This is a genomic window from Clostridium grantii DSM 8605 (assembly GCF_900129965.1).
Lineage (GTDB): Bacteria > Bacillota > Clostridia > Clostridiales > Clostridiaceae > Clostridium_AF > Clostridium_AF grantii.
The window spans coordinates 92,545-108,994 of the sequence record NZ_FQXM01000006.1 but is presented as its reverse complement, the minus strand read 5'-3'; the positions used below and the strand labels follow the sequence as shown (position 1 = coordinate 108,994).

At 27.9% G+C, this 16,450-nt stretch carries 15 protein-coding genes; 14 read left to right on the top strand and 1 reads right to left on the bottom strand.

Annotated elements, in window-relative coordinates; all coding sequences use genetic code 11:
• Window positions 1-27 precede the first annotated feature (27 nt).
• From BUB83_RS06790 to BUB83_RS06745, 10 genes are all read left to right on the top strand, one after another.
• Window positions 28-897, top strand: a complete 870-nt coding sequence (locus BUB83_RS06790; protein ID WP_084133438.1) for a carbohydrate ABC transporter permease — start codon at window positions 28-30, stop codon at window positions 895-897.
• A complete protein-coding gene (locus BUB83_RS06785; RefSeq protein WP_073337694.1) occupies window positions 897-1,709 on the top strand; it encodes a carbohydrate ABC transporter permease in 813 nt (270 codons plus the stop codon). Before BUB83_RS06790 ends, BUB83_RS06785 begins: the two co-directional genes overlap by 1 nt.
• 9 nt (window positions 1,710-1,718) lie before the next feature.
• Complete coding sequence (locus BUB83_RS06780; protein ID WP_073337693.1) at window positions 1,719-2,306, top strand: DUF624 domain-containing protein; 588 nt, start codon at window positions 1,719-1,721, stop codon at window positions 2,304-2,306.
• A gap of 72 nt (window positions 2,307-2,378) precedes the next feature.
• Window positions 2,379-4,610, top strand: coding sequence for an alpha-galactosidase (locus tag BUB83_RS06775; RefSeq protein ID WP_073337692.1), 2,232 nt, complete (start codon window positions 2,379-2,381; stop codon window positions 4,608-4,610).
• Window positions 4,611-4,834: 224 nt separating this feature from the next.
• On the top strand, window positions 4,835-5,845 hold the full coding sequence (locus tag BUB83_RS06770) for a LacI family DNA-binding transcriptional regulator (protein ID WP_073337691.1): 1,011 nt from the start codon (window positions 4,835-4,837) through the stop codon (window positions 5,843-5,845).
• Between the two features lie 157 nt (window positions 5,846-6,002).
• Window positions 6,003-6,617, top strand: coding sequence for an ABC transporter ATP-binding protein (locus tag BUB83_RS06765; protein WP_073337690.1), 615 nt, complete (start codon window positions 6,003-6,005; stop codon window positions 6,615-6,617).
• Between the two features lie 4 nt (window positions 6,618-6,621).
• Window positions 6,622-7,407, top strand: a complete 786-nt coding sequence (locus BUB83_RS06760; protein ID WP_073337689.1) for an ABC transporter permease — start codon at window positions 6,622-6,624, stop codon at window positions 7,405-7,407.
• Window positions 7,408-7,429: 22 nt separating this feature from the next.
• The gene (locus tag BUB83_RS06755) at window positions 7,430-8,830 is read left to right on the top strand and encodes a sensor histidine kinase (protein ID WP_073337688.1); all 1,401 of its coding nucleotides are present in this window, start codon (window positions 7,430-7,432) and stop codon (window positions 8,828-8,830) included.
• A gap of 193 nt (window positions 8,831-9,023) precedes the next feature.
• Window positions 9,024-10,268 carry a nickel-dependent malate racemase, LarAH6 family gene (larAH6, locus tag BUB83_RS06750; protein WP_073337687.1) on the top strand — a complete coding sequence of 415 codons (1,245 nt, stop codon included), beginning with the start codon at window positions 9,024-9,026 and terminating at the stop codon, window positions 10,266-10,268.
• Window positions 10,269-10,315: 47 nt separating this feature from the next.
• Window positions 10,316-11,296, top strand: a complete 981-nt coding sequence (locus BUB83_RS06745; RefSeq protein WP_073337686.1) for a type I phosphomannose isomerase catalytic subunit — start codon at window positions 10,316-10,318, stop codon at window positions 11,294-11,296.
• 47 nt (window positions 11,297-11,343) lie between these two features.
• Here BUB83_RS06745 and BUB83_RS06740 read toward each other — a convergent pair whose 3' ends face one another.
• Entirely contained in the window at window positions 11,344-12,465 is a 1,122-nt protein-coding gene (locus BUB83_RS06740; protein WP_073337829.1) for a glycosyltransferase family 4 protein, read from the bottom strand.
• Window positions 12,466-12,686: 221 nt separating this feature from the next.
• Between BUB83_RS06740 and BUB83_RS06735 the strand changes: the two genes are divergently transcribed.
• The 4 genes from BUB83_RS06735 (at window position 12,687) to BUB83_RS06720 (ending at window position 16,293) form a co-directional block, all read left to right on the top strand.
• Window positions 12,687-13,691: a CotS family spore coat protein gene (locus BUB83_RS06735; protein ID WP_073337685.1), complete on the top strand. Its 1,005-nt coding sequence runs from the start codon at window positions 12,687-12,689 to the stop codon at window positions 13,689-13,691.
• A gap of 140 nt (window positions 13,692-13,831) precedes the next feature.
• Window positions 13,832-14,725: a DUF975 family protein gene (locus BUB83_RS06730; RefSeq protein WP_073337684.1), complete on the top strand. Its 894-nt coding sequence runs from the start codon at window positions 13,832-13,834 to the stop codon at window positions 14,723-14,725.
• Between the two features lie 210 nt (window positions 14,726-14,935).
• Window positions 14,936-15,811 carry a sporulation peptidase YabG gene (gene yabG, locus BUB83_RS06725; RefSeq protein WP_073337683.1) on the top strand — a complete coding sequence of 292 codons (876 nt, stop codon included), beginning with the start codon at window positions 14,936-14,938 and terminating at the stop codon, window positions 15,809-15,811.
• A 245-nt stretch (window positions 15,812-16,056) separates the two neighbouring features.
• A complete protein-coding gene (locus tag BUB83_RS06720) occupies window positions 16,057-16,293 on the top strand; it encodes a Veg family protein (protein ID WP_073337682.1) in 237 nt (78 codons plus the stop codon).
• The last annotated feature ends 157 nt before the right edge of the window (window positions 16,294-16,450 follow it).

Genomic DNA, 16,450 nt, shown 5'->3' with positions numbered 1-16,450 from the left:
TGCTTTATTTAAACAAGGGGTGATATTTTGAAGAAATCAATGAAGTGGACAAATCTTATGTATATTCCAGCAATATTATTGTTTATAGTTTTTGTTGTTTATCCTTTTGTTAGTGGAGTAAGAATTGCTTTTACTAACTGGAATGGATATTCTCAAAGTTTTAAATATATTGGATTCGCAAACTTTAAAACAATGTTTGCTGATAAAAATGTATGGACTGCTTTTGGTAATACATTGATCTATGGTGTAGGAAGTACTTTCTTCCAACAGTTATTGGGCTTAACTTATGCACTATTACTTAATAATTATTTTAAAGGTAGAGGATTTGCTAGAACAGTAGTATATCTACCAGTTTTAATTTCAGCAGTAATCATGGGTTACATGTGGTATTTCTTATTGAGATATGACAATGGTGCATTAAATGATGTTTTAAAACTATTTGGAATGGAGCCAAAATTGTGGTTATCAGTTCCAAGTACAGCTATCGCAACTATGGTAGGTATAAACTCATTACAATTTGTGGGTATTTCAATGGTAATTTATCTTGCAGGACTTCAAGGAATACCAACTATGTATTATGAAGCAGCAGATATAGACTGTGCGGGAACATGGGCTAAATTTAAAAATATTACGCTTCCGCTTTTATATCCTTCAATAGTAACAAGTGTTACTTTAAACTTAATTGGTGGACTTAAATTATTTGATGTAATCAAAGCATTAACAGGCGGTGGACCAGGATATACAACTCATTCATTATCAACATTGATACATTCAACTTATTTCTTAACTCAATCAGCTGGATATGCATCAGCAATTGGATTGTTGTTATTTGTATCTATCTTGGCATCCACATTGGTAATTCAAATAATCTTTAATAGAAAGGAAGTGGAATATTAATGAAGAAAAAAACGACTTGGAAAACTATTGTTGCTACACTAGTAGCACTATTTCATATAATACCAATATATATCACTTTAGTAGCATCAGTAAAAGAGCAATCAGATTTTTCATCATATTGGATATTCCCCAAAAAACTTTTCTTTGAAAACTACAGTATTGCTTTAAATAGTGGGGGTATGTTATTAGCATTTAGAAATACAATAATTATTACATTAATATCAGTAGTTTTAATAGTATTTGTAGGAGCTATGGCATCATATCCACTTTCAAGAAATAATACTAAAATAAATGTTTTTATAATGACATTCGTTCTAGCAATTATGATGGTACCGCCACTTAGTTTGTTAGTACCGTTATATAGCTTTATGGCAAAACTTAAGGGAATAAGTACTTTCTGGGGAATAATTGTTGTTCATGTAACATTCCAATTGCCTTTAAGTATATTTCTTTACACTAACTTTATAAAAACTATACCATTAGCATTAGATGAAGCAGCAACAATTGATGGATGTAGTAATTTTAGTATCTTCTATAGAATTATATTACCATTGCTAAAACCTATTACTGCTACAGTAATTATTTTAACAGGTGTAAATATATGGAATGATTATCAGTTTTCACTTTATTTCTTACAAAATCCAAATATGAAGGTAGTTACATTAGCAATATCTTCTTTCTTCGCAATGACAGGAACAAACTTAAATGCAGCAGCAGCATCAGCAATAATGGGAATTTTACCTATTTCCATATTATATATTGCTCTACAAAAATACTTTGTTAAAGGTATGGTTGATAGTGCAGTTAAATAGGGTGATTAAATGAAATTTACTCAAAGAGAAGTATTTGAAAATAAATTTTTAGAATACGGAGAAACAACTTTTTATATAATGGTTTTAAGCTGTTTGGTAATAGTATCAGCAGTGCCTATAATTACAATAGGTGCTGCTTTAACAGCAGCTTATGCAACTTTTGACAGAATAGAAAAAAGAGATGGAAGTATTTCTTTAAAAGAATTGATTTCAGTGTTTTTTAAGACTTTTGTGAAAAAATTTTTACCAGCTACAGGAGCTACTATATGGATTATAGGTATAGGCGCTTTCATAAGAATATTGAGTAGAAATGTTAATGGTAATATTTTCATACTTGCTTTATTGATTTTCATAGCTATAGAAGGCGCTATTTTCTTTCAAACTATATTTTATGTTATAGCTAAAGGTGAATATTCATATTTACAAGCAATAAAAAAAGCATTATATATTGCAAATTTTAAAATTAGTAAAAGTATATTATTAATAATGATTTTCTCAATAATAGTAGTTATTGTTGCATATAAAGCTTGGATGATAATCTTAGGTGTAGGATTACATGTATTTATAAACAATAAAGTATTATCTAAAATAGCATAAAAGATATATTAATAAAATGATTAAAGATAGGGATCAATAATGACATTTAAACAGTAGGGGAGAGTAAGTACAATGGCTATTACTTTTAATGAAAGAACTAAAGAGTTTCATTTGTTTAACAATGAAATAAGCTATATTATAAATATTTTGAAAAACAATCAATTGGGAAATCTTTACTTCGGGAAAAAGTTAAATGAAAGAGATTCCTTTGAACATTTTTTACAAACTGAGGCAAGAGCTTTGACTTCCTGTGTTTTTGAAAAAGATGGAGCATTTTCTTTAGATATAATAAAACAAGAATATCCTTCATATGGAACTAGTGATTACAGAAATCCAGCTTATCAAGTAAAACAAGTTAATGGAAGTTCAATAACAAATTTTGAATATAAAGATCATAGTATATATAAAGGGAAAAATAAATTACAAGGGTTACCTGCAACATATGTTGAGGCAGAAGACGAAGGGACAACACTTGAGATACATTTAGAAGATGGGGTTATTAACACTGAATTAGTATTATACTACACAATTTTTGAAAAATACGCAGCAATTGCAAGAAGTGCTCGCTTTATAAATAAGGGTAAAGAAAAAATTCAATTAACAACAGCTATGAGTATGTCTTTAGATTTACCGGATGATGATTATGAAATGATTCATTTAGCAGGGGCATGGAGTAGAGAAAGACATGTTAAAAATAGAAAATTAGAAACTGGAATTCAATCAGTTTATAGTGCTAGAGGAGCAAGTTCTGCTAATCATAATCCTTTTATAGCATTAAAAAGACCAAATACAGATGAGTTCAAAGGAGAAGTTATAGGCTTTAGTTTGGTGTATAGCGGTAATTTCCTTGCTCAGGTGGAAGTTGATTATTTAGCAACATCTAGAGTAACTTTAGGAATTAATCCATCAGGATTCACATGGAATCTTGAAGAAAATGAAGAATTCCAAACACCAGAAGCTGTTATGGTATATTCTGACAATGGATTAAATAAAATGAGTCAAGTTTATCATGAACTTTACAGAACTAGACTTGCAAGAGGATATTGGAGAGATAAAGTGAGACCTGTTTTGGTGAATAACTGGGAAGCTACTTACTTTGATTTTGATGAAGATAAAATTTTAGCTATTGCAAAAGCCGCTAAAGAGATTGGAATTGAAATGTTTGTTTTAGATGATGGATGGTTTGGTAAAAGAAATGACGATACAACTTCTTTGGGGGATTGGTTTGTTGATAAAAGAAAATTGCCTAATGGAATTACTTCTTTAGCTAAAAAAATTGAAGAATTAGATTTAAAATTTGGTCTTTGGTTTGAACCAGAGATGGTTAATAAAATAAGTGAATTGTATGAAAATCATCCTGATTGGGTAATTTCAACACCTAATAGAAAAGATTCACATGGAAGAAACCAATTTGTACTAGATTTTTCAAGAAAAGAAGTAGTGGATTATATCTATGTTATGATGGAAAAGATTTTATTGGATGCTCCTATTTCATATATTAAATGGGATATGAATAGAAATATAACAGAAGCATTTTCTTCAGCTTTAAGTGCTGATAAACAAGAAGAAATAATGCACAGATATATTTTAGGGGTTTATGATTTATATGAAAGACTTACATCAAAGTTCCCAGAGGTTTTATTTGAATCTTGTGCAAGTGGTGGGGGAAGATTTGACCCAGGTATGTTGTATTATGCACCTCAAGCTTGGACATCAGATGATACTGATGCAGTAGAAAGATTGAAAATACAATATGGAACATCATTTGTTTATCCAATTAGTTCTATAGGATCTCATGTTTCAGCAGTTCCTAATCATCAAGTTTTAAGAGAAACAGGAATTGATATGAGAGCAGACGTAGCTTATTTTGGAACCTTTGGATATGAACTTGATTTAAATAAGCTCTCCGATGAAGAAAAGGAAATAGTAAAAAAACAAGTTACATTCTTTAAGGAAAATAGAGAATTAATACAAAAGGGAGAATTTTATAGAATAGTTAGTCCTTTTGAAAATGATGGAAATGTGACAGCTTGGGCAGTAGTGTCCAAAGATAAGAAAGAAGCTATAGCTGCATATTATAAAGTTTTAAATGAACCAAATCCTAAGAGATTAACTTTAAAACTTACTGGATTAGAAAGTAACACTAAATATTCAGTTAACGGAAGTGACGACTATTATTGGGGAGATGAATTAATGAATTTTGGTATCCCTGTAGGTAAATTGTTCACTGGTTCACTTGATGATGCTCATGGAAAAATTGTTAAAGATTTTTATTCAAATATTTTCAAAATAAAAGCTATATAATAGTAGTTATTTTATAAAAGTATTTTAGTGGAACTTCTAGCTTGAAAATCAACATTATAAATTGATTTAGCTTTTAGTTCCACATATACTTTAATGATAATGATTTAAATATTTCATTTATTGATAAATATATCATTTTTAGTAATTTTAAATATGTGATATAATTATCAATGAATGAAAAAATATATATAAAAGTAGTTAATAAATGATGGGTTGGGGATAAAATGGCAACTATAAAAGATATATCAAAAAAAGCAGGTGTATCAATAGCCACTGTTTCTAGGGTTTTAAATTATGATGACAGTTTAAATGTATTAGAAAGCACAAAAAAAAGGATATTCAAAATAGCAGAAGAATTAGATTATGTAACATTGAGACAAAGAAAAACAAAAAAAAGTTCTTATGCTATTGGAATTGCTCATTTTTTTTCAGAAGAAGAAGAATTAGGAGATCCATATTTTTTATCTATTAGATATGCAATTGAAAAAAGATGTCTAGATGAAAACATAAAGTTTGTAAAAATAAGTAGGGCTGATCATTTTAGTAAGGAAGAGGAATTAGATGGAATTATAACTATCGGAAGATTTGATAATTCAGATATGGAAAATTTCATGAAAAACTCAAGTACTATAGTGACAGTGGATTCCTCTCCTAATGAAATTTTATTTGACTCTGTGGTTGTAGATTTTAAAAGAGCAGTTACTAGTTCTTTGGATTATCTTAGCTCCCTTGGACATGAAAAAATTGGGTTTATAGGTGGAGAAGAATTTATAAATTCTGGAAAAGAAAAAACAGTTAATTATCGTGAACTTACCTATAGAGAATATTTTGAGAAAAAAAATATATTAAATGAAGATTTTATTAGTTTGGGAAGTTATAGTTATGCTGATGGATATAGGTTAATGAAACAAGCATTAGAAAAAAAACAGGTGCCAACTGCATTTTTTATTTCCAGCGATCCTATGGCTATAGGAGCTTATAAGGCTATAATGGAAAAAAACTTAAAAGTACCGGATGATATTAGTGTTATTGGTTTTGATGATATAATAACCGCTGAATATTTGGTTCCAGCTCTTACTACCACTAGAGTTTATACTGAATTTATGGGTGAAACTGCAGTGGAGCTAATTTTAGAAAAGCTAAGGAACAATAGAGAAATACATAAAAAAGTAGTTATTCCTACTGAATTAATAATAAGAGATAGCTGCAAAAAAATAAATAATTCAATTAAATAAAAAATAAAAGCTACGAAATATTCGTAGTTTTTATTTTTTGTATTATAATAATTTTATAGAAATTAAAAATCATATATATAGATATAGTAATTATGAAAAATATAAATTTGATGATATAATGAAAGGTACAATAGGTTAGTTATTAAGGAGAAAATATATGATAGAATTTAAAAATATTAATATGAAATTCAATGAAAAGCAAATTTTTAGTGATTTTAATTTAAAAATTAATAATAAAGAAAAAGTATTGTTAAATGCTCCTTCAGGAAAAGGTAAATCTACTTTATTTAAATTTATTTTAGGGATAGTTCAACCAGATGAGGGACAAGTATTTTTAAATGGTAAAGTTATTGATAAAAAAAATATAAATGAAGTAAGAGAGCAAATATCATATGTAAGTCAAGGCATAGAGTTTAGGAATGAAGTGATTTTACAACTTATTGAAGAAATTTTTTCTTTTAATGGTAATAAAGATAAAAAGTTAAACTATGAAAAATTAAAAGAGTTAATGGCATTTTTAAATCTAGAAGAAGAAATTTTAAGTAAAGAATTTGAACAACTTTCGGGGGGGGAAAAACAAAGAATTGGAATAATAATTGCTTTGTTATTAGATAAAGAAATTTTATTACTAGATGAAGCAACTTCAGCTTTAGATAAAGAATTAAAGGAAAAAGTTGTTGAATTTATAGCTCAAAGTGATAAAACCATTGTTGTTATATCTCATGATGATGTATGGAAAAATAATAATAAATTTAAATTAGTAAGGTGGTAAGATAATGGGTACTAAGGATATAGGATACGGTTCCTTATTGATGTTGTTAATATTAGTTGTGCCTATAATGGCAATAAATTGGAAGATGAAATTAAAGATAAATAAAAGTTTGACATATTCTATAGTTAGAATGTTAATACAATTGTCTTTAGTGGGGATTTATCTACAATACATATTCACATTAAATAATTCTTTTTTGAATATAGCTTATTTAATAGTTATGATAGTTGTAGCATCTGTTTCTACTATTAATTCTTCAAAGTTAAAATTAAAAAAATTCTTTTTTCCTATATTTTTTTCCATTTTAATTCCTCAAGTAATTATACTTTTATACTTTAATTGTTTTATTGTAAGATTGGACAATGTTTTTGATGCAAAATATATGATTCCTATTGGGGGAATGATATTGGGAAATTGTTTGAGTGGCAATATAGTTGGGCTGAATTCTTTTTATTATAATATTAAAAACAATGAAAACCAGTATATATACTCTATTACTTTAGGAGCCACAAAAGTTCAAGCATTGATACCTTATTTTAGAGAGGCTATACTAGGGGCAATTAATCCAACTATAGCTTCTATGGCCACAATAGGCTTAGTATCATTACCAGGAATGATGACAGGGCAAATTCTTGGAGGTTCAGTGCCATTAGTAGCAATAAAATATCAAATTGCCATTATGCTAGCTATATTTATTGCTAAATATTTTAGTACAATGTTGTCTATCATTTTTTCAGTAAAAAAATCTTTTAATGATTTTAATATGCTGCAAAAAAATGTATTTTTATAAGGTGAGATAGAGGAGAAGAAGTATGGATAAGTCAAGCATTATTTACAAATTAGTAGTTTTTCCTACGGAAGCATTATGTGTATTAGTAATATATTTATTATTGGCTAAAAGAAAAGTAAAAAATTATAAAGATATCATTAGAATAATAGTTTATGTTATCATGAGTTCTCTATTTGCTATTTGGATTAGGGAAGAAGTTACTTTTGGATATCATACTATATTTATAGTGGTTTTTTCTTCAATGTTGACATCTATACTTTATACATCAAAATTATGGGTTGCTTTTATAAGTAATATAATTTCCACTATTTATCTTTTGGCTTTTGAGTTAATTATACTAATAATTGCAACAAAGGTTTTAGGTATTAATATGCTTGATAAAACAATAATGGAGAAAAGTGGAGTAACTGTTTTTATTATTATCAGGGGTATGGAGTTTATTGGATTAGGAATTATATTTAAATTAAGACATAAATTAAAAGGTTTTGCCTCAATTGACGTAGAGGATAATACTTTAGTGTATAATGCGTTAGGAGTTTTTTTTATAGCTATTTTAATTTTGAATTTGCAAACAAAGAGTGCTAAATATGGAGAAATATATGGTACAAATATGCTTATATATGTTGTATTTGTAGGCTTTATCTTAATCAATATATTGGATTATAGGAAAAAAATAGAGCTTATGAATATTAAGAATAAATATGAGGTTAGAGAAGATTATATAGAAAATCTTCAAACTGTAGTGGATATAGTAAGAAAGGAAAAGCATGATTTTGCCAATATTATAAACACCGTTTATGCTCAAAGTGTTCTTAATAAAGAGGATTCAATAGAAAAAATAAGAACATATCTTAAAAGCACTATAAATTCATTGGATAAAATAAATATTTTTTATGATACAGGTAATACTTATGTAGATGGATTATTGGCAGTTAAAAGCAATAATATTTCAAAAAATAACATTCATTTAGATGTTGATTTTGAGATTTCTTTAGAGTTTTTAGAGTTTAGTGATAATGATTTTATAGCGGTATTGAGTAATATTTTAGATAATGGAATGAATGCTTTAAATGAAATTGAAACAGAAGATACAAAAGTTATTTCATTATATAGTTATGAAGAAGAGGGAAATTATTATTTGGCTATTTCCAATAATGGACCTGCAATACCAAAGGAAAAAATTAATAAAATATTTGAAAAAGGATATTCTAGTAGAAAATATAATAAGGATGATCATGGTTATGGATTGTTCATTGTGAAGAATTTAATTCTTAAAAATGGAGGAGATATAACTGTAACTAGTGATAAAGAGAGTACTGAATTTTTGTTGAAACTAAAGTTGAGTAAAAATTATAAAGAGAATTATAATGAATATGCATATATTCCTTTAAATATATTAAAAGAAGGATCTTTTGAAAAATAAAAATGCAAACAAATGGTAGAATGTTTTTATACTATAAAATTAAATATTAGTTATTTTAAATAGAGTTCAGTTAATTTTAAGCTGAATTCTTTTATTTTTAATTGAAATGATATAAAATAGAAAATGAATAATTATACGTTGATGAGCTATCAGTTATATGGAGTAACAAACTAAATTTAGTGGGGTGTTATTAATGAAATATTCAATGGGGTATGGGAAAAAAATAGTGGATTTTAATATTGAAGAAAATAAAGTTCTGAACATATTAAAACCTAATGAAGTTAAAATTGACCTTAGGGGAGAAGAAGAAGTTAAAAGAGCAATAGAAAATCCTATAAATTCAAAAAGATTAAAAGATATAGTGAATAAAGGAGAAAAAGTAGTTATAATAACAAGTGATATAACAAGGCCAATGCCATCTAAAAAAGTTTTACCATCTATTATTGAAGAACTTAATATGGGTGGGGCATTAGATAAAGATATAAGTATTATATTTGCATTGGGCAGTCACAGACCTCACACAAAAGAAGAAAAAATATATTTGGTTGGAAATGAAATCTATGATAGAATTAGATGTGTTGATAGTGATGGAGAAGATTTTATTCACTTAGGAACTACAAAAAATGGAACACCTGTGGATATTTTTAGAGAAGTTGTGGAAGCAGATAGAGTGATTTGTCTTGGAAATATTGAATATCATTATTTTGCAGGGTATAGTGGGGGAGCTAAGGCTATTATGCCTGGAGTTTCAACAAAGGCCGCAATTAGTGCCAATCATTCTAGAATGGTTGAAGAAAAAGCTAGATGTGGTAATTTGATTACTAATCCTGTACGTATAGATATTGAAGCTGTTACAGAATTTATTAATATAGATTTTATTCTTAATGTGGTTTTAAGTGAAAAAAAAGAGATTATAAAAGCTGTAGCAGGGCATCATGTGGATGCGCATAGAGAAGGTTGCAAATTTTTAGATAGTTTTTATAAAATAAAAATAAAAGAAAAAGCGGATGTAGTTATAACTACACCTGGAGGTTATCCTAAGGATTTAAATTTATATCAAGCGCAAAAGGCCCTTGATAATGCAAAACATGCTGTAAAAGATAAGGGTATAATCATTTTTTTAGCATCTTGTAGTGAAGGATTAGGTTCTCAAATTTTTGAAGAATGGTTAGTAAGTGCTGAAAAATCAGAAGATTTAATTGATAGGATAAAGAAGGATTTTAAACTTGGGGGACATAAAGCTGCGGCTATTGCGGTTGTTCTTCAAAAGTGCAAAATATTTTTAGTATCTGATATGAAGAAGGATTTTGTAGAAAGTATATTCATGGAACCATATAATGATGTTCAAGAAGCTATTGATAAGGCTTTAAAGGAACAAGGAAACAATGCTAAAGTTATTTTAATGCCTTATGGGGGTTCAACACTACCAGAAGTATAAAAATTTCATATATAAAACTATAAATCGTGTAGAAAAGGAGTAAAAATATGTATCCATTAAAGTTTGAAAATTATTATGTAGAAAAAGTTTGGGGTGGAAGAGATTTAGAAAAATTCAGATATAATCTTCCAGAGGGACAAATCGGTGAGAGTTGGGATGTGGCATGCCATAAAAATGGTATGAGTATAGTTGAAAATGGGGAATTAAAGGGAAAGTCACTTCAAAATTTAATTGATATGTATGGTGAAGAATTATTAGGAAAAAAGATTTCAAAAGATTGGTTCCCTTTATTAATAAAGTTTTTAAACACTAGTGATAAATTGTCTGTTCAAGTTCATCCAGATGATGAATATGGAAAAAGAGTTGAAAATGATATGGGTAAAACAGAAGTTTGGCATGTTGTGGATGCTAATGAAGGTGCTACTTTAATAGTTGGACTTAAAGAAAAATGTACAAAAGAAGAATTAAGAAAAGCAGTTGAAGAAGGAAAAACAGAAGATTACATGAATGTTGTAAAAGTTAAAAAAGGAGACACCTATTTTATTAAAAGTGGATTGATTCATACTATAGGAGCTGGTATTGTAATTGCAGAAATACAACAGAATAGTGATACTACTTATAGATTCTATGATTACAATAGAGGAAGAGAAATCCATGTTGAAAAAGCTTTAGATGTTATTGATTTAGGATTAAAAGGCGAAAAGTCTGAAGGGCTTACTATTAAAAGAGATGGATATTCTAAAACTTATTTATGTTTGTGTAACGAGTTTTCATTAGAAATGTATGATATTAATAACGCTTGTGTTGAAGAAGCAGATGAAGATAGATTTTATATTTTTACTTGTGTTGAAGGTAACGGTATAATCACATCTAATTGGGGTGTGGAAGAAATTAATATGGGAGATAGCATTATGATTCCTGCTACTCTTGGGCAATACCAATTAAAAGGAAATATGAAATTGCTTAAGAGCTATGTTCCAGACGTTAAAAAATTAGAAAATGAAATTTTATCAGAAGTAAGACAATAATAGAACAGTTTACAGTAAAGGAAAGCTTTCGCTTAAGCGAAAGCTTTTTATTTGATTAAAGAGGTATAGGCTGCTAGGGTTGATTGAGCAGTTTTTTTCCAAGTATATTCATTGCTTTTAATAAATCCATTAAATATCATTTTTTCTCTTAGGTCTACATCCATCATTACCCTTTCAATTGCAAGGGACAATTCATCTATGTTATAAGGATCTATATAATAAGCTGAATCTCCTAAAATTTCAGGAATGGAGGTTACGTTGGAAGCTATGATAGGTGCTCCACATGACATTGCCTCCAAAGGGGGGAGTCCAAAACCTTCATAAAAAGAAGGGTATAAAAATATTTTACATCCATTATAAAATATTGGCATATCTTCTACGGGAATAAATCCTGTAAAAATAACTTTATTAGCTATACCTAATTCTTCAGCTCTTTTTTTATAAATTTCATAGGATTTACCCTTTCTTCCAACGATAACAAGCTTTAAATTACAAGAAGCTTTATTGATATAAGTACTAAAAGAGTTGATTAGTCCAAGGATATTTTTACGAGGACTAAAACCACCCACATACAATAAATAATCATAATCAATTGAGTATTTCTTTTTTAAGACTTTTTTGCAGAATTCTTTGCATAAAGGCTTATATATTTCTTCATTAGCTAGATGAGTAACAAAAATTTTATCTCTTGGGTAGTTAAATTCTTTGATAATATCCTCTTTAGAAAAATTAGAAACGGTTATAATTCCATCTATATTATTAAGAATGTTATTTATTTCTATATTAAAAATATTAAGATAGCAATCACTTACTGTACTAGGCATTCTACGGGGGATGATATCATGTAGAGTAATTATATTTTTGAATTTACTATTCAAAGGAATGCCTATACCATTTTGCGGGGTATGCAGAATATCTAAGCTACTATCTATTGGGTGAAGTGGGTTGTTTACATTCTCCCAAAAAATATTATTAGTACAGTTATTTATATAGTTTATATTTAATTTTTCATCTACAGGATAATTATATTCATAGTTAAAAGGAGCATAAAGCATATATTCATTTTCTTTACTGAAGTTTAGTAAAGAATAAATAAGCTCATAAGTATAGGTTCCTATGCCTGTACCTCTATACCAATAAGCCGCACGACCATCTAATCCAATTCTCATTTTTTTTCCCTTCATAAAAATAACTATACTCCATTATATTAGAATAGTGATTAAATTGTTAATACACAACGACATACTTTGTAGTAAAACTTTATATTTGTGTGGAGCGCAATATTTTATGATTTAGTATTTTTATGAGACTTTAATGTAATATGTTTTCCTAAAGTAGGTATTCTAAAAAAAGAATTAAATACATATAGTTTTATATGGAGGTGGTTATATTGATGAGGGAATTTGAAATAGAAAGACAGTTTGATATCCATATTGAAAGTATGAAACCTAAAAAAGGAGTTTACTTTTTAAAAACAAATAAAGGGAATAGATGCTTGAAGAGAATTAATTATGGAGTCCAAAAATTATATTTTGTATACGGGGCAAAGGAACATTTGCTAAGTAATGGATTCGAAAATATCGACAAGTATGATTTGAATACAGAAGAGGAACCTTATGCGGTAGTTAATGAAGATATATACACTCTTTCTCAGTGGATTGAAGGAAGAGAATGTGATTTTCATAATGATGAGGATTTGATTGTAGCTACAGAAAATTTAGCTCTTATGAGTATTGCAAGTAAAGGCTATGAACCACCAGAGAACAGTAAACTAAAAACAGATTTAGGAAGATGGCCACATTTAATGGAAAAAAGAGTAAGTTCCTTAGACAAAATGAAAAGTATGTGTAGAAAAAGGCATAGAAAGACAGATTTTGATTTTGAATACATGAAGAGCATGGAGTTTTATAAAAAAATTGGAATAAGATCAATGGATATATTGAATAGTTCAAACTATATGGAATTATGTCAATTAACTGAAGAGGAAAAGAGTTTTTGTCATCACGATTATACTTATCACAACTTAATTATAGGTGATGATAATAATCTTAATGTTATAGATTTTGATTATTGCAAAAGAGAGCTTAGAGTGTACGATTTATCAAATTATTTAATTAAGGTTTTAAAACGTAGGGACTGGGATATTAAATATTGTAATTTAGTTATAGATACTTATAATAAGATAAATCCATTAAAAGAAGAGGAATATAGAGTTTTATTCGCATTTCTTTTATTCCCACAAAGATATTGGAGATTAGCAAACAGGTATTATTATAATGAAATAAGTTGGGGAACTGCTGCCCTGCACAAAAAACTAAAATCATTAAATGATGAGCAAGAATTATTTAATAAATTCATTGAAGAATTTAAAAAAACTTATAATCAAAATGAATAAAATATAAAACCATGTAAGTGAGGCTTGCATGGTTTTATATATGAAAGGTTTTCTTGTAATTATATTGAAGTTATTGTAAAATTATAAAGAGTAATTACAAAAAATAAAGTAAGGGGGTAGGGCAATAGCCTGGCAAGACTATGGAGTATAATAAAGAAAAAATTAAGAGCATTGGGGAAATTAAAAGAACAGCACGTCAATCATTAAGCGGAAGATGGGGTATGGCAATTTTAGTGTGTTTTATTTTTACTATTATAACCTCAGGAATTTCAGTTGTTGTAAGTATAACTAGCATTGGAGATACAATCTCCTCGTTTAATTATTTACAAACACAGGATGTTGTAGGAATGAACACAAGCAATGGGCAAGTAGTATCAAATTTAAGTTCCTTAGTTAATTTTATAATAGGAGGTCCATTATTATTTGGTTTATCTACTTTCTTTTTAAATTTAATTAGGAATAATAATAGTAAAATTGAAGATTTATTTAGTGGATTTGCAAAGTTTGGGAAAACATTTTTGTTGAATTTATTGATTTTCATATTTTCAATACTTTGGGCATTTGCAGTATTTGTGCCAACATTAATAATTATAGGTATTATATCCGTACCAGCTATAATGAATTTATCTAAACAAAATTTTACAGGGAATGAATTGCAAGATTTTGAAAGTATTTTACCTATCATTGTAGGGAGTATAGCAATTGGGGTTGTTATTTTTATTATAGCATCAATCATATATGGAATTATAGTATATAAATATGAACTTGCTTTTTATATTTCAATTGATAATGAAGATTATGATGCTATGGAATGTATTTCTCAGAGTAAGAAAATGATGAAAGGTTTTAAAATAAAACTGTTTTTATTATATTTAAGCTTTATAGGATGGAGCATATTAAGCTTAATGACCATTTGCATAGGATTCCTTTGGTTAACGCCATATATTCATACATCTAAAGTTGCTTTTTATGAAAATTTAAAAGAAGCTTATTATGGAGATGAAATGGAAAACAATGAATTGGTAATAGAATAATTTTAATTTTGTTAAGAAAATAAAAGTAAAAACTAAATAGTTATTGATAGAAAAGAACACTTTTGATTAATAAAGGTGTTCTTTTTTATAACACATTAATGAATAATAATGGGGAATAGTTGAACTTGAATACCTATAAAATGAAGTAATCTGTAACCTATAGCATATATTAATCATAGTATATAGTATGACTTTTTAGGAGATGGTTTATTGGACATAGGAGATGTAGTTGTAAGAAAATCTTATGGAAAAGATATAACATTTAAAATTATAGATATAAAAATAATTGAAAATAAAACTATTTACGTTTTAAAAGGACTCAACTTAAGAATTATTGCAGATTCTCCTGAAATGGATTTAGAACTTGCAACGAGAGATTGTGTGAAAAAGAATGATGAAGTTTTTGATAAAGAGATAAATAAAAATATAAAGAAAATACTTATGAGTAGAGGGGAAGAAAATAGTCACCCAAAGCTAATGGTCAGGAGTAATAAAAATATAAAAGTTGAGAATAGTTTATTGTTTGGAAGACCGGGGAAAATACTTCATATAGATGGAGATGCAGAATATTTAGATGTTTGTTTAAAAACCTATCTACAATTAAACTTAGAGGTTGTAGGTAAAGTTATTAATGAAAAAAAACAACCAGAGCAGGTTTTGCAATTAGTTAAGGAACATAGACCGGATATTGTGGTTTTAACAGGTCATGATTCTATAGTAAAAAAAGCAAGAGATTATATGGATATTGATAACTATACGAATTCTAAGTACTTCGTACAATCAGTTTCTATATTGAGAGGTTATGTTACCGGATATGATGACTTGGTGATTTTTGCAGGGGCTTGTCAATCTTGTTATGAAGCTATATTGGATGCAGGGGCTAATTTTGCAAGTTCGCCTAACCGGGTTTTGATTCATTGCTTAGATCCAGTTTTTTTAACTGAAAAAATTGCTTATACAAATGTTGAAAAAGTAATTTCAGTTAAAGAAGTTATAAAAGATACCATAACAGGAATAGATGGAATTGGTGGCTTACAAACTAGAGGTAAATATAGAGAAGGTTATCCAAAATCAAAGTTCGCTTAATAAATATTCTAGTAAAATAAACTAATAAAAAGTGAATAAAAATAAGGCTATTGACAATAATAAATAGTATAAGGTGATTTTCAAAGTAAATCTTTACATTTGAGAGAAAAGCGCTGATTTATTGGAAAAAGTTCATAAAAAATTAATATTGACAAAACAGATAAATTAGTGATAAAATATTTAGTTTGCTTGACATCTTTGTTTATTTATAGTATAATAGATGATGTAGAGAGAGGGTGTTTTATTTGAAGAAGGGAAATGTCTTAGTTTCAATTAAAAACGAGATAGATAATCATATTGGCGAAGAAGTTACATTAAGAGCTAATAACGGCAGAAGAAAGGTAATAGTAAGTAACGGAGTTATTGAAAAAACTTATCCAAGTATATTTGTTGTAAGATTAGGAAGCGACACCCAAAGGACAGTGACATATAGTTATTCAGATATTTTAACAAAAACAGTTCAAATAGAATTTGCTGGTTAAAAGTAGTGCTGAATTTTTAGTATTACTTTTTATATTTTAATTTTAAAGAAAAATTAAAACTAAAGGCCCAAGGATTAAAACTTGGGCCTTTAGTTTTTTTTGCGTGATAAAGTCACCAATACTGTACACTGTCAATTGTCAACTTTTTTTAAAACTG